The following is a 22703-nucleotide window of genomic DNA, read 5'->3' as shown; positions in this document are numbered from 1 at the left end:
GCTGGCAGTCTTAGGAGTGGTCCTAATACCTTAATACTCTTTCCCGGTTACCCGACTACGGTAGCTTTCCCAGTTAAAAATGACCCACAGACTGTTGCCAAGGCGCATACGATCCATCACGCGCTCACCCAGCAGCTTGTTCATTTCATCCATATTGCTGTTAGTTAACATGCCGGTCGGACGTTTTGAGGATGAACGGCGATCGACGATCTGATTGATAATCACTTTTTCATAGCGCGATTCGGTCTGCATGCCGATCTCATCGATCACCAGCAGATCCACATTGCTCAGATCGTTGAGCAACTGTTCTTCGCTGGTTTCACGATTACTGAACGTTTCTTTCATCGCCGACATGATATCGGCCACGGTAATGATCAATACCGACTTGCCGCGCAGTAGCAGTTCGTTGCAGATGGCGGCGGCTAAATGGTTTTTGCCGGTGCCGGGTTTGCCGGAGAAGATAAAGCTGGCGATGTTGCCGTCAAACTCTTCAACATACTGGCGGGCTTTGCTCAGGGCGTTCATCTGACCTTCGCACTCTACCCGATAGTTTTCGAACGAACAGTTCTGATGCAGCGGACGGATACCGGAACGGTTGAATGTGCGCTGCATTTTCATAGCCCGGTTTTCGCGGGCCAGCGCTGCGGCACGAATTTCACCTTGCTCTTTTTGCCATGCCAGCAGTTCTTCGCCCGTTTTAAATGCGGGCTCGACATTAGGTGGCATCATTTTTTGCAGACGTTTCATCAGGTCGCCAACGTTTTTCATCGTTATCCTCTAAAACCCGGTGGAATGTGGCTGTCAGGTTCACTGACGCTGTTCACATCGCGCTTTGGCATTCCGCCATTGCTGGCCCGTCCAATCTGAATGCTGCGCGCCAGTTTTTGCTGCCACTGAATATGGTGAAAGACTTTTCCTTCAGCCTGCCAGTAGGCAACAAATGAGGCCAGCTCTTCAGCAGTAACCGGCTCTCTCAACGCTACACCCCATAAAGCAGCCTGACGCTGAAAGTCGGCATCAGGCTGCCAGGCAGCGTACATCGCAAATTTCCCCATTGGTACGGCAACGGGAGCGGCTTGCGGCTCTTCATAAAATTGATCATCTAATGTCACATCGCTTCCCGGGCGTGACAGTTTCTCCTCAAGCGCCAACAGCTCAGCCAGTCTCGCAGGCGTCACCGCGTAAAATGCTGGTGCATTGTTAGCGAATACGGCTACGGCGCCACCCGCAGACTTGGCCAGCACGGCGTGGTGATCGTGTAGTAAGGCGTCAATGCTAGTGACGTCTGGCGTCAAAATTTTGCAGGGCATAATGTTTCTCAATACTGAACAACAACCGAGAAGGGGACTGCTTTTATAGTAACACAGAGAAGAAGGAGAGCAGCAGATGAGGGGGGAGATTCCCCTCTCTGCATGGTATTAAAGAAAGTGCACCGTCAAACGCGTGGGCGTTTGCGATACAGCCATAATCCTGGCACGGATAGCCCGATGGAGAGCGCACCGACAATCGATGAGGCTTTCAGGAAATTGGTCAGCAGGGTGATCATCAGCGCTTCGCTGTAGCCAAAATGACCGATTTTTACCGCCGAGATCATGGCGGTGTAGGCGGAGATCCCAGGGAACATCGGGATCACTGCCGCAACGGTAAAGACTTTCGGATGCGCCAGATACCAACGCGACCACTGGATCCCAATGCAGCCGACCAGCAGCGACGCCATAAAGGTTGACCATTCGATATTAAATCCTGCGCTCATCATTACCATTCGCGAACCGTGGCCGAGCGCGCCGAGTACCGCACACCAGGGGAGCGCCCGATGAGGGACATTAAATACCATGGCAAAGCCTACCGCCGGGATTGCCGACAGGATCATGTCCTGCATTAACGCCAATATGAAATCGATCACGCCCATCCGCGCAGCCCCCATAAGGTCATCGACATGACTACGCCAATGCAGGTTGCCAATGTCAGCAAACTGGCAATTGCCCAGCGGGCGAGCCCGGTATTAATGTGTCCCTTAAACATATCCGCGACGGAGTTGATCAGCGGAAAGCCCGGAACCAGCAGCAGCACGCTGGCAGCCATGGCGATGGTTGGGGTGTGGTTAAACGTCGGTAGCGTTAGCAGCAGACCAGAAATCGTTGTCGCCACAAACGCGGTGATGCAAAAGTTGATTTGTGGGTGCAAATGCCGGGATGCCAGAATCTGACGGATATACATTGCCACCATGCTGGCGAAAAAAGTGATCACCGCACCATCCCATCCGCCGTTATTGAGCTTACAAAAGCAGGCGCAGGACAAGCCGACCATGAAGGCGACCAGCCATCTTGGATAGCGTAGCGGCTTAATCTGGCTAAAGCGTTTCTCTACCCCTTTAATATCCAGCAGTTTATGTTCCGCCAAAATGACAATGTGCTGCACTTCCGTCACGACGTGCATATTAATGCCGCGATCCTGATTTTTTCGCGTTGATGTCAGGCATTGCCCGTCTTTAATGGTGGTCAGGACGATAGCGTTAGAGGAGATGGCGCTTTCTACGCTATCCATGCCAAGTGCCAGCCCGAGGCGGGTGGATAACTCGTCAACCAGAGCGCTTTCTGCCCCATGCTGAAGTAAAAAAAGTCCGCATTGAATACATAACCGTGTAACCGTTCGCTGTGACGACTGCTCTGTTTGCATGGCTCGCTCTGACTGAAAAGGATCTCTTTGAGTGACGAATGTCTTCTTTTTATCATGAAGCATGAGCCCGCTGGCTCTGGCTAAGATCAATCTTTGTGTCGAAAAAAGACACAGGTGATACGGTTGTGGCATCTTAACGCTCCCGTTCGCTAAGGTACGAGGGGGAGACATGATTGAAATGTAGCGTTATTTTCCCGGATGGCAAATACGTAAGCCATGCTAACGATCTATTGTAGTTATTATAATTGTACAGATAATGTATTTATACGTAATTGTGCAATAATAGCTTAAAATTTGGCGCTATTTGGATGGTGCCGTCAATACTTTTTGAAATAAATACCAAGGATAACAATTCACCCCGCTTATTGTTCGGAGTATTCTCCTGTGAGTTAAGATTATTAATCTATCCGGGAGAATTTAATTAAGTACGATTGCGGACTGGTGAGTGTGGAGGGGATATGTTGCCAGGACGCTGCAAAAACGCAATTATTATTAGTAAATCACCGATTATACAAACTGGGCTTAAAGGCGTAATGCAAGCGCAGTTCGCCGATTACGAACTTACCTACTGTCGTTCTGTTGAAGAACTGACGTTATTACAGCTACGGTGTGCTGATTTGGTAATTGCTGATTTAACCGGAGACTGCAATCATCCACGTTCAGTTTGCGAACAATATTATTCTTTATTATCTCAATACCGTGATATTCATTGGGTATTTCTCGTATCTCGTATTTTTTATCCTCTGGCTGTTGAACTACTGATGTGTTCTGTCAGTTCGCTGCTCTCTGACGCCGAGCCGATTGAAAGTTTAGTGAATGTCATTCACGCAGGAAATACACGAGCAGAGAGAATAAGCAAGGCGCTGCTCTTTCCGCCTGCTATGCCGCAATTGTTAGACCATAGCGCACGATCTATCGTTCTCACTCTCTCTGAAAGAAAAGTATTGCGCCTCCTTGGGAAAGGCTGGGGGATTAACCAGATTGCGGCGTTGCTGAAGAAAAGTAATAAAACAATCAGCGCCCAAAAGAATAGCGCTATGCGTCGCTTGTCGATAAATAGCAATGCAGAAATGTATGCCTGGATAAATAGTTCTCAAGGATCGCGAGAACTTAATTTACCTTCAGTTTATGGAGAAACCACGGAATGGAAAGCAGAATCATCAAAAGAAACGTTGCACTGGTAGAAAAGTGCACGATGAGCAGCGTGGGTATTAAGAGTTTATTTAATACCATGCCGGATGACCAATATAAACTTCATCTCTTTTCAAACCAGCCCGCTTTTAGCCAGGCAATGTTAAAGATGTCGTTTTCGGCAGTTATTTTTTCCCTCTCTGCAATCAGAACCGATCGTAGGGCAGGGTTGGCCTATTTAACGGAGCTGGCGATAAATTATCCGCGGATTCGCCGTGTGGTGATTGCCGATGATGATGCTGAAGCGCGTTTAATTGGTTCCCTGTCCCCCTTGCCGTTAGATGGCGTTGTGAGTAAAGCTTCTTCGTTAACGGTGTTGCAGGACGCGTTATTTACGGCGTTAAGCAGCCCTGGTCGGGGAACCGAAGGCACGAAAAACCATTGGTATATTAATCAAAGCCGTATGCTCAGTCCGACAGAACGAGAAATACTGCGCTTTATGTCGAATGGCTATTCGATGCCACAGATTGCTGTTCAGCTTGAACGGAACATCAAAACCATTCGGGCACACAAATTTAATGTGATGTCCAAACTGGGGGTCAGCTCGGATGCCGGGTTATTGGATGCCGCTGACATCCTGTTGTATCTGCGTGCTGGCGAGCCAGCGCCTTTTATGCAGGCGGTTTCATGACGGACAACATTGACGTGTTTCTTGCCGGGCTTGGTCGCAGGTTTAGCGTGTGAAACATTACTGACACACGTCAACCCAGGTGGCAGAAGTCAGTTCAGCCATCCTTTCAGGCGTGATGCGAACTGCGCTGTGGATGGCACCTGCGGCAGGCAGCACTTCAGCGTAGTGCTTCAGAGAAACATCACAGTACACTGATATCGGTGTTTCTAATCCGAAGGGGCAAACGCCGCCAACGGGGTGCCCCGTCGCGTTCACGACCTCATCACTACTTAACATTCGGGCTTTGGCACCGAACGTACTCTTTAGCTTTTTATTATCCAGTCGGGCATCGCCTTTTGCCACGACCAGGATGATATCGTTCTTCACCTTTAGCGAAAGTGTTTTCGCTATTTGGCCAGGTTCAACGTTATGGGCTTTTGCTGCCAGATCAACGGTTGCTGTGCTCTGGTTTAATTCGATGATCTCGATATCTGGTGCATGTTGCGCCAGGAATTGGCGTACTGATTGCAAACTCATTCTTCTCTCCCTATCGCTTACAGATAGCCCTGCACAGCAGAAAACTTCAGGATGTAATTTGTCATAGGGGCAACCACACTGTAAATATTTTATTGTAACAACATAGCAACATTGGCAGTTTTTCGATCGTCTTCACAATCAAAGAAACCGGTTACAGTAACCGGTTGCAGAATGCTGAAATGACGATTAATACTGAAGTTGTCACTTCCTCTGTATCACATAATAAGAGCCATCTATGAAACTTAACTCGAAAAGCGGTAGTGCTGTTGTTCCTCCCGGCACGGTTGCGAAAAGTAGTAATGGGCTTTACGTGGTGGTGTTGATTCCAGCACGGTTGCAGGGTTTTGCACAACGGGAGAACGGCTATGTCTACTAACCATGCTGTGTTTAACGTGATTTTCCGCTTTGTTGAAAATTACGTCAGCCCTGTTGCCGGGCGCATCTCTTCACAACGACATGTAATGGCCATTCGCGACGGTTTTATTTCGGCGATGCCTTTTATGATTGTAGGCTCTTTTCTGCTGGTTTTTGCCTATCCGCCTTTTTCTCCGGATACCACCTGGGGATTTGCTCGCGCGTGGCTGGATCTGGCAAAACAGTTTGAAGGCCAAATCCTCACACCGTTTGATATGACGATGGGGATTATGTCGGTCTACATATGTGCGGCTATTGCTTATAACCTGGGCAAGCACTATGTGAAGTCCCATCAGTTAGATCCGTTTATGTGTGCGATGCTATCAATCATGGCTTTTTTGCTGATTGCCGCGCCAAAAACCAAAGGCACAATGCCGGTTGATAGCCTGGGAGGAACGGGGATTTTCACCGCCATCCTGGTGGCCATTTACTGTGTTGAAATGATGCGCTTCCTGAAGGCGCACAACATCGGCATCCGTTTACCCGATCAGGTGCCGCCGATGATCAAAAACTCTTTCGATCTGCTGATCCCGGTGCTGGTGGTAGTACTGACGCTGTACCCGCTGAGTCTGGTGATACAGTCGCAGTTTGACATGCTGATCCCTCAGGCCATTATGGCCATCTTTAAACCACTGGTGTCGGCTGCAGATTCTCTCCCGGCGATACTTCTGGCGGTATTGATTGGACATCTATTGTGGTTTGCGGGTATTCACGGCGCGGCAATTGTGTCGGGAATGCTGCAAATGTTCTGGCTAACTAATCTTGGGATGAACCAGTCGGCGCTGGCGCAGGGCGCGCCGTTACCGCATATCTTTATGGAAGCGTTCTGGACGTTCTTTATTGTGGTCGGAGGGTCAGGTGCAACGATGGGGTTGGTGATTTGCTATCTGCGTAGTCGTTCGGCTCATCTACGCTCGATTGGGCGTCTGAGCGTAGTCCCCAGCATTTTTAATATTAACGAACCGGTGATTTTTGGTACGCCGATTGTCATGAACCCGGTGTTTTTTATCCCCTTCCTGATGGCCCCAATGGTGAATGCGGTACTGGCCTGGGCGGCGATGAAACTGGATTTAATTGGGCGGGTCATTTCAGTGGTTCCCTGGACAGCACCGGCACCGGTTGGCGCGGCATGGGCATTAGGCTGGGATTATCGTGCGGCTATTCTGGTGGTGCTGTTGGCGCTGGTGTCGGCCGTTATCTACTTCCCATTCTTTAAGGTCTACGAAAAGCAGCTATTGGCGCAGGAAAAAGAAGAAGCGCAGCGTATGGAAGAGGAAAACCAGCAGGTTGCATAAATATCTGGCGAGGGGCTACGGCTCCTCGCTTACTTCAGCGTGCAGTCTCCGCATTGCTGAACGTCAGGCAGGCGATAGCGTTGGCAGCAGGTTCTGCGTACTAACAGCCCCTCGCGCGGAACAACGGTTCGCCACAGAGGGTTATCCTGACCGCAGGAGAGTTGTTTCTCAAAAAAGCAGGTCTGGCGCAGCGTGGTCAGCAGTTCCTCACCTAGCAACGGCTTCATTTCCGTTAAATACCAGTGAATTAAATATCCGGTGTTGCTCCAGATAAGCTTCGCGTTGATCTCGCCCGTCGCTTCCAGCGCCTGCACAACCGGCGTCAGCGCTGAGAGAATCAGCGTTTCCATGCGTTGTTGAGGGGACAGAGCTGTTGCCTGGTGATCCTGATGGACGTCGATCCAGAAGCAGGCCGCACGGCCCGTTTCGTGAAACTCTACGCGCATATGTTCAGGAGAGACGTCGATAGCCTCTTTTTGCGTCAGTAGGGCCACCATTAACGGAGGCATCATCAGGCCGATATACCATTGCGCCCAAAGAGAAATCAGGGGCTTATTTTCGCGGGGTAGCGTGGGTTGGTTGCGATAGATATGGTCTGAATAAACGGCCAGCAGCGAGCTAAGCGTCGCCGGTTGCGTCCATTCATGCAGCGTCATTGCACCTGGCACAGGCGTTTCGTCAAGACGAATGAAGTCCAGCAGGTGCTCGCGAGTTTTGGCTATCGTTGCGCGTACGGCAGCAGCCAGCGAGGGCATCTCTGAGGGGAGATGGCTACGCCAGATGACATCTTCAACGATCGGTGCGGAACGATAAGCCATGTCGATATAAGGATGTTAATCTTAATGATAATGATTGCTAATCCTATAATTGACATTGAGCGATGGCAAGATCTTTGTCGCCATCCCGAGCGGCAGCGCACAGAAAGCTCAGGTAGAGGGGCAGTTTACCCGCAGCTCATCGCTGACCAGCGTATTGTTACGTCCAAGATTCTTGGCCTCATAAAGGGCTTTATCCGCTTTGGCGATAGCAGCATCAATATCCTGTTCTACCAGAGGTGCAATGCCGATACTGACGGTTACGTTGGTTGCCACGCTCTCATTAAACATGTGAGGGATTTTAAGATCGTACACTTTCTGGCGGATACGTTCGGCGGCAGCCTGGGCCTGCTGTGGATCGACCGCGGTCAGCAAAATCATAAACTCTTCACCGCCAAAACGCGCCACCACATCCCGGGAGCGTACGGAGTCTCGGATGGCGGCAGAAACACGGATCAACGCCTGGTCGCCCATCATATGTCCGTAATGATCGTTATAGGATTTGAAATGGTCGATATCCAGCAGCAGAACGAAGTGCCTCGAATTACTCAGAGCCAACAGCGTATCGAGCCGGTGTTGCAGCCCCCGGCGATTATACAAACCGGTTAGCGGGTCGAGCATGCTGAGCCCGTTCAGGGTTTCCCTTTCCTCCAGCAGTTTGTACATCAGTTGCTGAGCGAATCCATCGTAGCGCTTTTGTATCACATGCTGGATGGCGATACCGGCCATAGGCAGCGCCATAAAATAGAAAATCCGCAAACCATGTTCGCTGCCGTTAAGCCATAAACAAACGGCGACGGAGGGGAGTGAGTGGAGCGTAAACGCGATGATATTATTGGCAAAAGCGATAGAGCCAATAAACAGTACGCTGAGCAGCGCTATTAACAGGAAATAATAATCATTCTGACCTAGAGCATTATATTTCAAGAATATATGTAACGCCCATAACAAGCCAAAAACGATTGAAATAAAAGGGAGATTAATTCTTTTATCCGCGTATTTCCCATGCCATACCAGCAGCAGTGTACTCATCACCAGCATCAGCAACGTAGGTACTGATAAGGCTTTGACCGTAAACAGTGGGAAAAAAAGCGTAAACAGCGCGGAGACTGCGTTGAGCAGCAGAAACAGTCGTAAAGAGAGTTGGTATTTTTTTGTGCGCAGAGTTCGCCAGGATTGTACTGTCATAGGTAAATATTGTTAGTTATCTGCAATGTACGAAGGTGTGTTGGTAAATAAAACAAATAACGAACGGGGTATCATTCGCAGAGGTTTTTATTGTTTTTAGTTGAAGAGCTAACCGGTGAGCAATTTATCACCTTGGATTATTCATGTCATCAATCGTTAAGTAAAACTCATATAATTGATAGTGCTTCACGGCTGACAAATGAGAAATTTTATCATATGATATTGGTTATCATTATCAATTTCATAGGTGAAATCATGTTGCAACGTACGCTGGGCAGTGGATGGGGTGTTCTGCTGCCGGGAATGCTGATTGCCGGGATGGCATATAGCGATCTGTCGGTCTACGTATGGAAGGTGATGATTGTATTAGGATTACTGCTGACTTCGCTCATGCTGTACCACAAACGTTTACGGCACTTTGTTTTGTTACCTTCATGCGCGGCACTGATTGGTGGCATTGTTTTGGTAATGATGAACTGGAATCAGGGATGAACAAAACAGAGAAGGAAATCGAGAGGGAAATAAGATAATTGGTGCGAGGGGGGGGACTCGAACCCCCACATCCTAAGGACACTAACACCTGAAGCTAGCGCGTCTACCAATTCCGCCACCTTCGCACAGTCATCTTATTTTTTTGATATCGCCTCGTTGGTGCGAGGGGGGGGACTCGAACCCCCACATCCTAAGGACACTAACACCTGAAGCTAGCGCGTCTACCAATTCCGCCACCTTCGCCCAGTGCGAGCAATATCAACGTGGATTATGGTGCGAGGGGGGGGACTTGAACCCCCACGTCCGAAAGGACACTAACACCTGAAGCTAGCGCGTCTACCAATTCCGCCACCTTCGCATACCATCGACACTCAAAAAGTATCGTTACCACGGGGGCGAATTCTAGAGATTTTATGCAGGGCGTCAACAGTTAATTTTCGAACTTAACGTGATTGCCGAAAAAAAAGGCGTTTCTTCGGTTTTTGGCGTTTTATGCAGGCCGGATAAGCGATAGCGCCATCCGGCGTTGCTCGGTGTCACGCCGGATGGCGGCGTAAACGCCTTATCTGGCCTACAGCCGTTAGGCTTTTTTCGCCTGGCGCGTCATCACAGTGCGATAGACCTTGAAACGCCCGGTCTGCGCGATAACTTCATGGAAGCCAAACACTTCATCCAGAACCTTCGGATAAGGCAGGAAGGCGTTCGCCACAATACGCAGTTCACCACCGCTGTTGAGATGACGCACTGCGCCACGAATCAGCGTTTGTGCGGCATCAAGGCTGGTCTGCATACCGTCGTGGAACGGCGGGTTGGAGATGATCATATCAAAACGACCCGTCACGTCAGAAAAGACGTTACTGGCGATGACGTCACCTTCAATGCCGTTGGCTGCAAGCGTTGCGCGGCTGGCTTCAACGGCGGCGGCGCTAACATCGCACAGGGTTAAGCGCACTTTCGGCGAGTGGCTGGCTAAGGCGACGGAGAGAACGCCTGCGCCACAGCCGACATCCAGCACTTTGCCTTTGGTGTGCGGCGTCAGCGTGGAGAGCAGCAGTTGGCTGCCAATATCCAGACCGTCACGGCTGAAGACGCCCGGCAGCGTTTTGATGGTCAGATTTTCTGTCTGGTATTCATCCCAGTATTTTTCTGCATCAAAGACCGGCTGTTTTTCCAGACGACCGTGGTACAGGCCACAGCGACGTGCGCTGTCGACTTTGTTTAACGGTGCGTATTCGGCAAGCATCTGCTCTGCGCTACGTACGCCGCTGCGATTCTCGCCGACAACAAAAATATCGGTGCCCACCGGTAACAGCGACAGAATGTTCATCAACTGGAACTGGGCTTCCGGCTTATTCTTCGGCCAGTAGTAGATCAGCGTATCGCTATCGGCAACGTCATCGGCCTGCGCGACGAGGCTGAAGCGGACGTTGTCGCCCATCTGGCGGTTAAGCACCTGCCAGTGGTGAAGTTGCTGGGTGTGCGCACGGCTGGCGGCGCTTTCAAAATGGGCAGGCAGGTCATCCTGCAAATCACCGGCAAACAGAATACGGCTTTGTTCGAAATCATCACTGTGGCGCAGCAAGACTTCACTTGCCGGGGTAAAAGCAGACATGGAATGCTCCTTAAATTGTACAGCGGGGGATTATAGTTGTTTGATGGCACGGATTCGACAAATTTGCTATATTTGCGCCCCTGATAGACAGGAGTGTTTCGCTATGACATCCCGACGAGACTGGCAGTTACAGCAACTGGGCATTACGCAGTGGTCGTTGCGTCGTCCTGGCGCACTGCAGGGCGAGATCGCGATTTCCATTCCTGCGCATGTCCGTTTGGTGATGGTTGCTGCACAGTTACCCGCGCTAACCGAACCGTTGATCAGCGATATTTTACGCGCATTAACCGTTAGCCCGGATCAGGTTTTACAACTGACGCCTGACCGTGTCGCCATGCTGCCGCAAGGCAGTCGCTGTAATAGCTGGCGGCTGGGAACCGAAGAGCCGCTGCTGCTGGAGGGCGCTCAGGTCGAGAGTCCTGCGTTTAATGAATTACGGGAAAACCCAGCGGCACGCGCCGCGTTATGGCAACAAATCTGCGCATATGAACACGATTTCTTCCCTCGAGCCGACTGATTTACCCGCAGCATTTCAGATTGAAAAACGCGCCCACGCTTTTCCGTGGAGTGAAAAAACATTTGCCAGCAACCAGGGCGATCGCTACCTCAATTTTCAGTTGAGGGTTGACGACGTGATGGCCGCCTTTGCAATCACGCAGGTCGTACTGGATGAAGCGACGTTGTTCAATATCGCCGTCGATCCTGACTTTCAGCGCCGGGGCCTGGGACGTGAGCTGCTGGAGCATCTGATCGATGAGCTGGAAAAGCGTGGCATTTTGACCCTGTGGCTTGAAGTGCGCGCCTCGAATGCGGCCGCTATCGCGCTGTACGAAAGCTTAGGCTTTAACGAGGCGACGATCCGTCGCAACTACTATCCAACGGCCGATGGACACGAAGACGCCATCATCATGGCGTTGCCAATCAGCATGTAAGATAAGGTGTAATGATGAAGAAGTGGGACTGGATTTTCTTTGATGCCGACGAAACGCTGTTTACGTTTGACTCGTTTACCGGCTTACAGCGGATGTTTCTCGACTATAGCATTACCTTTACCGCTGAAGATTTTCAGGACTACCAGGCCGTGAATAAACCGCTGTGGGTGGATTACCAAAACGGCGCGATTACCTCATTACAACTGCAGCATGCCCGTTTTCAGAGCTGGGCCGAACGCCTGAAGGTTGAACCGGGCCAGCTTAATGACGCATTCATCAATGCGATGGCGGAGATCTGCTCACCGTTGCCGGGGGCAGTTTCTCTGCTCAATGCGATTCGTGATAAAACGAAAATCGGCATCATTACTAACGGTTTTACCGCGTTGCAGCAAATCCGCCTTGAGCGGACGGGGCTGCGCGACTATTTCGACCTGCTGGTGATTTCTGAGCAGGTTGGGGTGGCAAAACCCGACCCCCGTATTTTTGACCATGCGCTGGAGCAGGCGGGTAATCCGGACCGTTCTCGCGTGCTGATGGTGGGTGACACCGCAGAGTCCGATATTCTTGGCGGCATTAACGCCGGGCTATCCACCTGTTGGCTAAATACGCACCACCGCGAGCAGCCAGCGGGCATTCAGCCGACCTGGACCGTAGCGTCATTAAGCGAACTGGAGCAGCTCCTGTGTAAACACTGATTGCCTCCCCCCCGTTGATGGGTAAAATAGCCGCAATTTTTCGTATTCAACTTGCCCGGCCCGTTGCCGTGCTTACCTAAGAAGATTTGACTATGACGTTGTCTCCTTATTTGCAAGAGGTGGCCAAACGCCGCACTTTTGCCATTATTTCTCACCCGGATGCCGGTAAAACGACAATTACTGAAAAGGTACTGTTATTCGGACAGGCCATTCAGACCGCCGGTACGGTAAAAGGCCGTGGCTCCAGCCAGCATGCAAAATCTGACTGGATGGAAATGGAAAAGCAGCGTGGTATCTCCATTACCACCTCTGTGATGCAGTTTCCGTATCATGACTGCCTGGTGAACCTGCTGGACACCCCGGGGCACGAAGACTTCTCCGAAGATACCTATCGTACTCTGACGGCGGTGGACTGCTGCCTGATGGTTATCGATGCTGCAAAAGGCGTCGAAGATCGTACCCGTAAGCTGATGGAAGTTACCCGTCTGCGCGATACGCCGATCCTGACCTTTATGAACAAACTCGACCGTGACATCCGCGATCCGATGGAGCTGCTGGATGAAGTCGAGAACGAACTGAAAATCGGCTGTGCGCCAATCACCTGGCCGATTGGCTGCGGTAAGTTGTTCAAAGGTGTCTATCACCTTTATAAAGATGAAACTTACCTGTATCAGACCGGTAAAGGCCACACCATTCAGGAAGTGCGTGTTGTTAAAGGTCTGAACAACCCGGAACTTGATGCTGCCGTGGGTGAAGACCTGGCGCAGCAGCTGCGTGACGAGCTGGAGCTGGTGCAGGGCGCGTCCAACGAGTTCGACCATGAGCTGTTCCTCGCGGGCGAAATCACCCCGGTCTTCTTCGGTACCGCGCTGGGTAACTTCGGCGTTGACCATATGCTGGACGGCCTAGTGGAGTGGGCGCCTGCGCCGATGCCGCGTAAAACCGACACCCGCGTCGTCGAAGCCTCAGAAGAGAAGTTCACCGGTTTCGTGTTTAAAATTCAGGCCAACATGGACCCGAAACACCGTGACCGCGTGGCGTTCATGCGTGTGGTATCCGGCAAGTATGAGAAAGGCATGAAAATGCGCCAGGTGCGCATTGGTAAAGACGTGGTGATCTCCGACGCACTCACCTTTATGGCCGGTGACCGTTCTCATGTGGAAGAAGCGTATCCGGGCGATATTCTCGGTCTGCATAACCACGGCACTATCCAGATCGGCGATACCTTTACCCAGGGCGAAATGATGAAGTTCACCGGTATTCCGAACTTCGCACCGGAGCTGTTCCGTCGTATTCGTCTGAAGGATCCATTGAAGCAGAAACAGCTGCTGAAAGGGCTGGTTCAGTTGTCAGAAGAGGGCGCAGTGCAGGTATTCCGTCCGATCGCCAATAACGATTTGATCGTGGGCGCTGTCGGTGTGCTGCAGTTTGACGTGGTGGTCTCACGTCTGAAGAGCGAGTACAACGTTGAAGCGATTTATGAATCCGTCAACGTGGCGACTGCGCGCTGGGTAGAATGTTCTGACGTGAAGAAATTCGAAGAATTTAAGCGTAAGAACGAAATTCAGCTAGCGCTGGATGGCGGCGATAACCTCACCTATATCGCACCAACCATGGTTAACCTGAATCTCACCCAGGAACGTTACCCGGACGTTCAGTTCCGTAAAACACGCGAACACTAATCGACCTCCCAGGGCACGGTATCCGCCGTGCCCTGCAACTTTTCCTGTCTTTTAAATCCCTTGCGGAATGTTCTTAAAACCTCGCGTTTTTCTTTTGTTTGCCTGTTTTTTAATCAATTCTGACTGCGATCACGAAATCGTGAACTATATTTAACAATGTGATGACATAAATATCGGCGTTTAATGCTTTTTAGGCTGCCTGTTGCAGCGTCTATTGCTGATATTTATTCCACTTACAAGATTAGTTGCTGGCTCAAGCCGTTTAACGGCAGAGCATAGCGTTTGGCAAAACATACAGGAATACATCGATGACAATGACAGGACTTAAGATTTCTAAAACGCTGCTGGCCGTGATGCTGACCTCCGCTGTTGCAACGGGTTCTGCTTATGCAGAAAACGCCACGATGGATAAAGCGCAATCCGGCGTCGAAAGTGCGGGGCAGAAAGTCGATAGCTCTATGAACAAAGTCGGTAATTTCATGGATGACAGCACCATCACCGCGAAAGTAAAAGCCGCGCTGGTGGACCACGAAAGCATTAAGAGCACCGATATTTCCGTCAAAACAGATCAAAAGGTGGTGACACTAAGCGGGTTTGTTGAAAGCCAGGCACAGGCCGAAGAAGCGGTGAAAGTGGCGAAAGGCGTTGAGGGTGTGACCTCCGTTAGCGACAAACTGCACGTGCGTGATAGTAAAGAAACCTCCGTTAAAGGCTATGCGGGCGATACGGCAATCACCAGTGAGGTAAAAGCCAAGCTGCTGGCCGATGATATCGTCCCTTCCCGCAAGGTGAAAGTTGAGACCACCGAGGGCGTAGTGCAACTTTCAGGCACCGTCGATTCACAGGCTCAAAGCGATCGTGCTGAGAGCATCGCCAAAGCGATTGATGGCGTGAAAAGCGTCAAAAACGATCTCAAAACTCAGTAATTAGACTTAATTCGTCCTCCTGACGTTTGTCGGGAGGCGTGTTGTGCACCACACTAAAAATATCGCCGATGAGCAGCCTGAGCGCTCATATCAAGCGGTGACATTAACTATGGTAAAGGAGAAGCGCATGTTTCGATGGGGCATCATATTTCTGGTTATCGCGTTAATTGCCGCCGCACTGGGTTTTGGTGGACTGGCTGGTACCGCTGCAGGCGCAGCGAAAATTGTTTTCGTGGTGGGGATCATTCTGTTTCTGGTCAGCCTGTTTACAGGGCGTAAACGACCCTAGTAAGTAAACCGTAAAGATAACTTGCTACCAAGCCAGTCCAGTGGACTGGCTTTTACGGTTTTAGCGTCAGGCAATTTGCGTTACTTTGTTGTTCTATTACAAAACAACAGGAAGGCAGAGGTGGGGCAGAGAATACCCGTCACGCTCGGTAATATTGCGCCGTTATCGTTACGTCCATTTCAACCAGGCAGTGTGGCGCTGGTGTGCGAGGGCGGGGGACAAAGAGGCATTTTCACCGCTGGCGTACTCGATGAATTCATGCGTGCGCAGTTCAATCCCTTTGATCTCTACTATGGGACGTCCGCCGGCGCGCAAAACCTTTCAGCCTATCTGTGTAACCAGCCTGGTTATGGCCGTAAAGTCATTATGCGTTACACCACCCGCCGTGAGTTTTTTGACCCGGTACGCTTTGTGCGCGGGGGAAACTTAATCGATCTCGACTGGCTCGTGGATTCGACCGCATCCCAGATGCCGCTGGCGATGGATAACGCCGAGCGTTTGTTTGCCGCAGGGAAAGCGTTTTATATGTGCGCCTGTCGGGGCGATGATTACACGCCCGGCTATTTTTCGCCGAACCGGCAAAACTGGCTCGACCTCATTCGAGCCTCCAGCGCGATTCCCGGGTTCTACCGCACAGGGGTTGTATTGGACGGCGTGAACTATCTGGATGGAGGAGTTAGTGATGCCATACCTGTGCAGGAGGCAGCGAAGCAGGGGGCAAAAACGTTGGTAGTGATTCGCACTGTGCCTTCGCAAATGTACTACACCCCGCAGTGGTTCAAACGTATGGAGCGCTGGTTGGGTGAAAGTAGCCTGCAACCGTTTCTGAATCTGGTGCAGCATCATGAGACCAGCTATCGTGCTATCCAGAGTTTTATTGAGAAGCCGCCGGGCAAGCTGCGTATTTTTGAGATCTATCCGCCAAAACCACTCCATAGCATGGCGTTGGGCAGCCGTATTCCGGCGCTGCGGGAAGATTACAAAACCGGACGCCTGTGCGGTCGTTACTTTCTGGCGACAGTCGGCAAGCTGCTGGCGAAAAATGCGCCGCTGCCTCGTCAGACGCCGAAGATTGTGGTGCCGGGGCCGGTGGTAGTTCCTCCCGCGCCGGTGGCCAACGATGCCCATGTGCCAGTGGTGACCAATGCGCCTCAGGCGAACGACACGACGTTTGATAATGAGGATTTGGCGTGAGTTATCGTTTTATCGATACGCATTGTCACTTTGATTTCCCGCCGTTTACCGGAGATGAATCTGCCAGCATTCAGCGCGCGGTGGAGGTTGGTGTACAGAGCATTATCGTTCCGGCCACCCAGGCGGCGAATTTTCCCCGCGTACTGGCGTTAGCGGAAAATTATCCTCCATTGTTTGCCGCGCTTGGTCTGCATCCCATTGTTATTGAACAACATAGCGATGACTGCCTGGACCAGTTGCAACAGGAGCTGGATAAGCGCCCACAAAAGCTGGTGGCGCTAGGCGAGATTGGATTGGATCTGTATCGGGACGATCCGCAATTCGATAAGCAAGAGCGGGTGCTGGAAGCGCAGCTAAAGCTGGCGAAGCGGTATGAATTGCCGGTGATCCTGCATTCGCGGCGTACCCATGACAAGCTGGCGATGCACCTGAAACGTCATACTTTGCCACGAACTGGCGTGGTGCATGGTTTTTCCGGGAGCGTGCAGCAGGCAGAGCGCTTTGTGCAACTGGGATACAAAATTGGCGTGGGAGGCACCATTACCTATCCGCGCGCCAGTAAAACCCGCGAGGTAATAGCGCAACTGCCGCTGGAATCGCTGTTGCTGGAAACCGACGCGCCGGATATGCCGCTCAACGGCTTTCAGGGGCAGCCTAACCGCCCGGAGCAGGTAGTCAGAGTCTTCGACGTCTTATGCGAACTGCGCCCGGAACCTGCGGACGTGATCGCTGACGCGCTGTATCGTAATACCACGGCGTTGTTTAACATGTGATTGGATGGCGTACCCAGCCTACAAAAGTGTCTGCTTCGTAGGCCTGATAAGCAAAGCGCATCAGGCATATTTTTGCCGGATGGCAGTTGCGCCTAATCCGGCCTACAAAAGTGTGCGCTTTGTAGGCCTGATAAGCAAAGCGCATCAGGCATAACTTCGCCGGATCGCGGCTGCGTCTTATCCGGCCTACAAAAGTGTGTGCTTCGTAGGCCTGATAAGCAAAGCGCATCAGGCATATTTTTTGCCGGATGGGGGCTGCGCCTTATCCGGCCTACAAAAGTATGCGCTCCGTAGGCCTGATAAGCGAAGCGCATCAGGCATAACTTCGCCGGATGGCGGCTGCGCCTTATCCGGCCTACAAAAGTGTGCGCTCCGTAGGCCTGATAAGCGAAGCGCATCAGGCAAAACTTCGTCGGATGGCGGCTGTGTTTTCTCCGGCCTGCAAATGATGTAGCCGCATCCGGCAATCACAGGTACAGCGCCGGGAAGATCAAATTATCCACCCCGCGCTCGCGCAATCTTTGCGCCAGGTGTTCCACATCCTTCGGCGTGGCGCTCGGCCAGTCCTTCGCTTCGCCATACACCCCGTGCGCATGAAAGGCATTCAGCCGTACCGGTACGTCACCGGTGCGTTTGATAAACGTCGCCAGCGCATCGATATGCTGTAGATAATCTTCCTGACCAGGAATAACCAGCAGGCGGAGTTCCGCCAGTTTTCTCTGCCTGGACAAAAAGGTAATACTTTGTTTAATCAGCGTGTTATCGCGGCCGGTAAGCTGCCGATGACACGTGCTGTCCCAGGCTTTTAAATCCAGCATTACTCCGTCGCACACAGGCAGCAGCTTCTGCCAGCCGGTTTCGCTCAGCATGCCGTTGCTGTCGACCATGCAGGTCAGGTGTTGCAACTGCGGATCGGTTTTTATCGCGGTAAATAGCGCCACAATAAAGGGGAGCTGGGTAGTCGCTTCACCGCCACTAACGGTTATCCCTTCGATAAACAGTGACGCTTTACGAATATGTTGCAGCACTTCATCAACGCTCATACTCTGCGCCATCGGCGTGGCCTGCTGGGGGCACATGTGCAGGCAGGTGTCACACTGCTGACACACATCGGACTGCCACCACACTTTCCCCGCGCTCAGGTTCAGCGCCTCATGCGGGCAATGCAGCACACACTCCCCGCAGTCGTTGCAGCGTCCCATCGTCCACGGATTGTGGCAATTTTTACAGCGCAGATTACATCCTTGCAGAAAGAGAGCCAGACGACTGCCCGGCCCATCGACGCAGGAGAAAGGAATCAGCCTACTGACTAAAGCGCATCTGCTGTTCATGGCTAATCACGCGAGGTTGTCGTTCCAGAATGCGCGTATTGCGCGCGGCTTCTTCGCCAAGCCAGGTGGTGTTGGTTCGTGACCCTTCGGCGCGATACTTTTCCAGATCTGACAGGCGCACCATGTAACCCGTAACGCGAACCAGATCGTTGCCGCTCACGTTGGCGGTAAACTCGCGCATTCCGGCTTTAAACGCCCCGAGGCACAACTGCACCAGCGCCTGAGGATTACGCTTGATGGTTTCATCCAGCGTGAGAATGTCGCTGATCCCGGCGTGATAAAACGCGTGATGTGGCGCGACGGTTTGCAGATGGGTGATCGGGTCCGGCTCATCGCCGTAAGGCAGGCGTGCCCCTGGCGTGGTGCCGATGTCAGAACTGATGCCCGACTGTGCATGCAGCATCGCGCGCTGCTTCCAGCCATATTTCACCGGGGTGTTTTCGACAAACTCCGCCAGGTAGGCGCTAATACGATAGCCGAGCTGATTGGCGAACTCATCTTTCCCATAGCGCGCATTCTGTCCCGCCTTATCGCACAGCAGGTTAACCGCCTCCGCCAGACCATACATCCCGAACATAGGCACAAAACGTTCGGGATCAATCAACCCTTCCTGCACGAGGAAGCTATTCTCAAAGAAATGTGATTTCTCATAGAGGAATTCACATCGTGAATCAATGATGGCGATTTGCTGCTGGCAGTAGTGCGGTAGGGTGCGCGTAAAGAAGTCATCGACAGAGGTGCTGCGCTCTGCGATGGCTTTCAGATTAAGCCTGACCAGCGTGCTTCCACCCCCGGCGAGCGGCAAAGAGTTGTAACAACTGACGACACCGTACTGACCTTTTGTGAAAATTTTATCATTTTCAGGGCCGTTAGAAATATGCGGCTTACTGCACTCGCAGATATTTTGCGCCACGTTGAGCAGCAGATCGTCAGGTGTGATTTGCGGGTCATAAATGAATGTCAGATTAGGCGATACCTGCTTTAACTCTGCATCTGCGCGTAAAATTGCACGAGTAACTGGTGTATCGGCGGGGCCGATATTGGCATGCATAAACGCGTCTGGCAGGGTTCTGTCGAGATAACGCCAGAAACGTTTTATTCGAATATCGATCTCGTCTTGTGTTAGAATTCTAACATACGGTTGCAGCAGGGCATCGAGCTGACCGAGATAAACCGGCATAGACGTCACTGACGGAACATGGTGGTAAAGAATAGTGAGTAAGGATAACGCGTCATCAAGATCCCTGGCGCCTTCCAGCTCCAGCCACGATGAGCCATTGGCCAGAAAACGCGCGTAATCGGGTAAAACATAGCGCGGTTTGAACGGGGCATGACCTTCGTACATATCGCAGATTACCCCATCATCCAGCGCCTGACGTGCCTGTGCAGGCAGTTGCGGGTAAGGCAGCGCGTTCTCAGCTTCCAGCGCCAGAAAGTGGCGTTTCTGCTCAGGGCTGAGCACTGGGCTGGTCACGATTTGTTGGCAACGCTGTTGCAGCGCGAGTTCGCTTGAAGTGGGCATCGTTGATTCCTTTTTATCCCGAAGGTGTAACGCCATTGTAGAAAGCAACGCCGCCGCAACCTTTGATCCGGATGCGCCTGATGCCACCGCATCCCTTTAGAAAAGGTGATTTATTTGAAGTAGATCTCATTAGAGTAATGCAAATCTGTATGTGGTTTTCATTAACTGTGATGTATATCGAAGTGTAATAGCGAGCGGATGTTAGAATACTAACAAACTCGCAAGGTGAAATTTTATACGGCGATGCCGTTGGAGAATGTTATGACCGATTTAACAGCAAGCAGCCTGCGTGCACTGAAACTGATGGACCTGACTACCCTGAATGATGACGACACCAATGAAAAAGTGATCGCGCTGTGTCATCAGGCGAAGACCCCGGTTGGCAACACTGCCGCAATCTGTATCTATCCGCGTTTCATCCCTATTGCGCGTAAGACCCTGAAAGAGCAGGGCACGCCGGACATCCGCATTGCAACCGTAACCAACTTCCCGCATGGCAACGACGACATCGAGATTGCGCTGGCTGAAACCCGCGCGGCGATTGCTTACGGCGCAGATGAAGTTGACGTGGTGTTCCCGTACCGTGCGCTGATCGCCGGTAACGAGCAGATTGGTTTCGATCTGGTTAAAGCCTGTAAAGACGCGTGTGCGGCGGCAAACGTGCTGCTGAAAGTCATCATCGAAACCGGTGAGCTGAAAGAAGAAGCACTGATTCGCAAAGCGTCTGAAATCTCCATCAAAGCCGGTGCTGATTTCATCAAAACTTCTACCGGTAAAGTGCCGGTCAATGCGACGCCGGAAAGCGCACGCATCATGATGGAAGTGATCCGCGACATGGGTGTTTCTAAAACTGTAGGTTTCAAACCGGCTGGTGGCGTGCGCACTGCAGAAGATGCACAGCAGTTCCTGGCGATTGCCGATGAACTGTTTGGCGCTGACTGGGCTGATTCTCGTCACTACCGTTTTGGCGCATCCAGCCTGCTGGCGAGTCTGCTGAAAGCGCTGGGTCACGGCGACGGCAAGAGCGCAAGCAGCTACTAAGCCTTATATTGCCGGAGCTGTAGCGACGTAGGCCGGATAAGGCGTAGCCGCCATCCGGCATTAAGACGACTGCCGGGTGGCGCGTTGCTTACCCGGCCTACAACGGCCTTCTACTCTTTTCCCCTGGGGGTTACCGTGTTTCTCGCACAAGAAATTATTCGTAAAAAACGTGATGGTCATGCGCTGAGCGATGAAGAAATTCGTTTCTTTATCAATGGTATTCGCGACAACACCATCTCTGAAGGGCAAATCGCCGCCCTGGCGATGACCATTTTCTTCCACGATATGACAATGCCTGAGCGAGTTTCGCTGACCATGGCAATGCGTGATTCAGGAACCGTGCTGGACTGGAAAAGCCTGCAGCTGAACGGCCCGATTGTGGATAAACACTCTACCGGCGGTGTAGGTGACGTAACGTCACTGATGTTAGGCCCGATGGTCGCAGCGTGCGGCGGCTATATTCCGATGATCTCCGGGCGTGGCCTGGGGCATACCGGCGGTACACTCGATAAACTGGAAGCGATTCCTGGATTTGACATCTTCCCGGACGACGCGCGCTTCCGTGAAATTATTAAAGACGTGGGTGTGGCGATTATTGGGCAAACCAGCTCGCTCGCACCGGCGGATAAACGTTTTTATGCCACCCGCGATATTACCGCGACGGTGGATTCCATCCCGCTGATTACCGGTTCCATTCTGGCGAAAAAACTGGCGGAAGGGCTGGATGCGTTGGTGATGGATGTGAAAGTGGGCAGCGGTGCCTTTATGCCGACCTACGAGCTTTCTGAAGCTCTTGCTGAAGCGATTGTCGGTGTGGCAAACGGCGCGGGTGTACGTACCACCGCGCTGCTAACCGATATGAACCAGGTGCTGGCCTCCAGCGCAGGTAACGCGGTCGAAGTTCGCGAAGCGGTGCAGTTCCTGACCGGTGAATACCGCAATCCACGTCTGTTAGACGTCACCATGGCGCTGTGCGTGGAAATGCTGATCTCCGGTAATCTGGCGAAAGATGACGCCGAAGCCCGTGCGAAATTGCAGACCGTGCTGGACAACGGTAAAGCGGCAGAGATTTTTGGTCGCATGGTTGCGGCGCAAAAAGGCCCGACCGATTTTGTGGAAAATTATGCGAAGTACCTGCCGACGGCAATGCTCAGCAAAGCGGTATATGCTGATACCGAAGGTTTTGTCAGCGCGATGGATACCCGCGCGCTGGGGATGGCGGTCGTTTCCATGGGCGGCGGTCGTCGTCAGGCTTCGGACACCATTGATTACAGCGTTGGCTTTAGCGATATGGCGCGTCTGGGCGACAGCGTAGACGGACAACGCCCGCTGGCGGTGATCCACGCGAAAGACGAAGCCAGCTGGCAGGAAGCGGCGAAAGCGGTCAAAGCGGCAATTAGCCTTGACGATAAAGCGCCAGAAATTACACCGACAGTCTATCGTCGTATTACCGAATAACTGTATACTGATCTGATCGCTTTTTTGCGG

At 51.9% G+C, this 22703-nt stretch carries 24 protein-coding genes and 3 tRNA genes; 14 read left to right on the top strand and 13 right to left on the bottom strand.

All coding sequences use genetic code 11. From position 1 onward, the window contains the following. Nucleotides 1-30 precede the first annotated feature (30 nt). The 4 genes from dnaC to OGY33_RS23390 all read right to left on the bottom strand — a co-directional run bounded on the left by dnaC (nt 31) and on the right by OGY33_RS23390 (nt 2676). The gene (gene dnaC, locus OGY33_RS23405) at nt 31-768 is read right to left on the bottom strand and encodes a replicative helicase loader DnaC (protein WP_003019133.1); all 738 of its coding nucleotides are present in this window, start codon (nt 766-768) and stop codon (nt 31-33) included. 2 nt (nt 769-770) lie between these two features. Beyond that, entirely contained in the window at nt 771-1310 is a 540-nt protein-coding gene (gene dnaT, locus OGY33_RS23400; protein ID WP_008786116.1) for a primosomal protein DnaT, read from the bottom strand. Between the two features lie 125 nt (nt 1311-1435). After that, on the bottom strand, nt 1436-1909 hold the full coding sequence (locus OGY33_RS23395; protein ID WP_048215002.1) for a threonine/serine exporter: 474 nt from the start codon (nt 1907-1909) through the stop codon (nt 1436-1438). Next, entirely contained in the window at nt 1900-2676 is a 777-nt protein-coding gene (locus OGY33_RS23390; RefSeq protein ID WP_003830006.1) for a threonine/serine exporter family protein, read from the bottom strand. The genes OGY33_RS23395 and OGY33_RS23390 overlap by 10 nt, the downstream gene beginning before the upstream one ends. 458 nt (nt 2677-3134) lie before the next feature. On the opposite strand from OGY33_RS23390, the gene OGY33_RS23385 reads away from it, so the two are divergent. Both OGY33_RS23385 and bglJ read left to right on the top strand, forming a co-directional pair. Next, on the top strand, nt 3135-3860 hold the full coding sequence (locus OGY33_RS23385) for a helix-turn-helix transcriptional regulator (protein WP_048215000.1): 726 nt from the start codon (nt 3135-3137) through the stop codon (nt 3858-3860). After that, on the top strand, nt 3821-4498 hold the full coding sequence (bglJ, locus tag OGY33_RS23380) for a DNA-binding transcriptional activator BglJ (RefSeq protein ID WP_048214999.1): 678 nt from the start codon (nt 3821-3823) through the stop codon (nt 4496-4498). Before OGY33_RS23385 ends, bglJ begins: the two co-directional genes overlap by 40 nt. A 57-nt stretch (nt 4499-4555) precedes the next feature. On the opposite strand, the gene OGY33_RS23375 is transcribed toward bglJ, so the two are convergent. Next, the gene (locus OGY33_RS23375; protein WP_003830001.1) at nt 4556-5014 is read right to left on the bottom strand and encodes a YbaK/EbsC family protein; all 459 of its coding nucleotides are present in this window, start codon (nt 5012-5014) and stop codon (nt 4556-4558) included. Nucleotides 5015-5379: 365 nt separating this feature from the next. Here OGY33_RS23375 and OGY33_RS23370 point away from each other — a divergent pair, with 365 nt between their 5' ends. Further along, nucleotides 5380-6723, top strand: a complete 1344-nt coding sequence (locus OGY33_RS23370; protein ID WP_149607592.1) for a PTS sugar transporter subunit IIC — start codon at nt 5380-5382, stop codon at nt 6721-6723. A gap of 29 nt (nt 6724-6752) precedes the next feature. Here the strand turns inward: OGY33_RS23370 and fhuF are convergent, their stop codons facing one another. Both fhuF and OGY33_RS23360 read right to left on the bottom strand, forming a co-directional pair. Further along, the gene (gene fhuF, locus OGY33_RS23365; RefSeq protein WP_032942310.1) at nt 6753-7541 is read right to left on the bottom strand and encodes a siderophore-iron reductase FhuF; all 789 of its coding nucleotides are present in this window, start codon (nt 7539-7541) and stop codon (nt 6753-6755) included. Nucleotides 7542-7649: 108 nt separating this feature from the next. After that, complete coding sequence (locus OGY33_RS23360; RefSeq protein WP_048214997.1) at nt 7650-8726, bottom strand: diguanylate cyclase; 1077 nt, start codon at nt 8724-8726, stop codon at nt 7650-7652. Between the two features lie 255 nt (nt 8727-8981). Here OGY33_RS23360 and OGY33_RS23355 point away from each other — a divergent pair, with 255 nt between their 5' ends. Beyond that, nucleotides 8982-9218, top strand: coding sequence for a DUF1435 domain-containing protein (locus OGY33_RS23355; RefSeq protein ID WP_003019100.1), 237 nt, complete (start codon nt 8982-8984; stop codon nt 9216-9218). 39 nt (nt 9219-9257) lie between these two features. Here the strand turns inward: OGY33_RS23355 and OGY33_RS23350 are convergent. From OGY33_RS23350 to rsmC, 4 genes are all read right to left on the bottom strand, one after another. Next, nucleotides 9258-9343: transfer RNA gene (locus OGY33_RS23350), tRNA-Leu, on the bottom strand. Nucleotides 9344-9375: 32 nt separating this feature from the next. Then, nucleotides 9376-9461 (bottom strand) — tRNA-Leu (locus tag OGY33_RS23345). Nucleotides 9462-9489: 28 nt separating this feature from the next. Next, a tRNA-Leu gene (locus tag OGY33_RS23340) sits at nt 9490-9576 on the bottom strand. Nucleotides 9577-9798: 222 nt separating this feature from the next. Further along, nucleotides 9799-10830, bottom strand: coding sequence for a 16S rRNA (guanine(1207)-N(2))-methyltransferase RsmC (gene rsmC, locus OGY33_RS23335; protein ID WP_048214995.1), 1032 nt, complete (start codon nt 10828-10830; stop codon nt 9799-9801). Between the two features lie 103 nt (nt 10831-10933). Between rsmC and holD the strand changes: the two genes are divergently transcribed. The 8 genes from holD (at nt 10934) to OGY33_RS23295 (ending at nt 17321) form a co-directional block, all read left to right on the top strand. After that, the gene (gene holD, locus OGY33_RS23330; RefSeq protein WP_003829988.1) at nt 10934-11347 is read left to right on the top strand and encodes a DNA polymerase III subunit psi; all 414 of its coding nucleotides are present in this window, start codon (nt 10934-10936) and stop codon (nt 11345-11347) included. Beyond that, on the top strand, nt 11316-11762 hold the full coding sequence (gene rimI, locus OGY33_RS23325) for a ribosomal protein S18-alanine N-acetyltransferase (protein WP_003829985.1): 447 nt from the start codon (nt 11316-11318) through the stop codon (nt 11760-11762). The genes holD and rimI overlap by 32 nt, the downstream gene beginning before the upstream one ends. Before the next feature lie 14 nt (nt 11763-11776). Next, nucleotides 11777-12457: a pyrimidine 5'-nucleotidase gene (gene yjjG, locus OGY33_RS23320; RefSeq protein WP_008786125.1), complete on the top strand. Its 681-nt coding sequence runs from the start codon at nt 11777-11779 to the stop codon at nt 12455-12457. A gap of 92 nt (nt 12458-12549) precedes the next feature. Continuing rightward, entirely contained in the window at nt 12550-14139 is a 1590-nt protein-coding gene (prfC, locus tag OGY33_RS23315) for a peptide chain release factor 3 (RefSeq protein WP_003829982.1), read from the top strand. A gap of 308 nt (nt 14140-14447) precedes the next feature. Then, nucleotides 14448-15065, top strand: coding sequence for a molecular chaperone OsmY (gene osmY, locus OGY33_RS23310; RefSeq protein ID WP_048214994.1), 618 nt, complete (start codon nt 14448-14450; stop codon nt 15063-15065). A 127-nt stretch (nt 15066-15192) separates the two neighbouring features. Continuing rightward, a complete protein-coding gene (locus OGY33_RS23305) occupies nt 15193-15354 on the top strand; it encodes a DUF1328 domain-containing protein (protein ID WP_003019081.1) in 162 nt (53 codons plus the stop codon). Between the two features lie 120 nt (nt 15355-15474). Next, nucleotides 15475-16548: a patatin-like phospholipase family protein gene (locus tag OGY33_RS23300; RefSeq protein WP_048214993.1), complete on the top strand. Its 1074-nt coding sequence runs from the start codon at nt 15475-15477 to the stop codon at nt 16546-16548. After that, complete coding sequence (locus OGY33_RS23295) at nt 16545-17321, top strand: metal-dependent hydrolase (RefSeq protein ID WP_048214992.1); 777 nt, start codon at nt 16545-16547, stop codon at nt 17319-17321. Before OGY33_RS23300 ends, OGY33_RS23295 begins: the two co-directional genes overlap by 4 nt. Before the next feature lie 467 nt (nt 17322-17788). Here OGY33_RS23295 and OGY33_RS23290 read toward each other — a convergent pair whose 3' ends face one another. Together OGY33_RS23290 and OGY33_RS23285 are read right to left on the bottom strand one after the other, a co-directional pair. Continuing rightward, nucleotides 17789-18652, bottom strand: coding sequence for a YjjW family glycine radical enzyme activase (locus tag OGY33_RS23290; protein ID WP_103014415.1), 864 nt, complete (start codon nt 18650-18652; stop codon nt 17789-17791). Continuing rightward, on the bottom strand, nt 18624-20174 hold the full coding sequence (locus OGY33_RS23285; protein ID WP_111466148.1) for a YjjI family glycine radical enzyme: 1551 nt from the start codon (nt 20172-20174) through the stop codon (nt 18624-18626). Before OGY33_RS23285 ends, OGY33_RS23290 begins: the two co-directional genes overlap by 29 nt. 261 nt (nt 20175-20435) lie before the next feature. Here OGY33_RS23285 and deoC point away from each other — a divergent pair, with 261 nt between their 5' ends. After that, nucleotides 20436-21215 carry a deoxyribose-phosphate aldolase gene (deoC, locus tag OGY33_RS23280; protein WP_003019042.1) on the top strand — a complete coding sequence of 260 codons (780 nt, stop codon included), beginning with the start codon at nt 20436-20438 and terminating at the stop codon, nt 21213-21215. Between the two features lie 135 nt (nt 21216-21350). Next, nucleotides 21351-22673 (top strand): thymidine phosphorylase, encoded by a 1323-nt coding sequence (gene deoA / locus OGY33_RS23275; RefSeq protein ID WP_003845626.1) that lies wholly within the window; start codon nt 21351-21353, stop codon nt 22671-22673. Nucleotides 22674-22703: the final 30 nt, after the last annotated feature.

This window comes from Citrobacter sp. Cpo032 (assembly GCF_030332975.1).
Taxonomy (GTDB): Bacteria; Pseudomonadota; Gammaproteobacteria; order Enterobacterales; family Enterobacteriaceae; genus Citrobacter; species Citrobacter portucalensis.
Note: the sequence above shows the minus strand (reverse complement) of the source record. Positions and strands in the feature narration are given on the sequence as shown.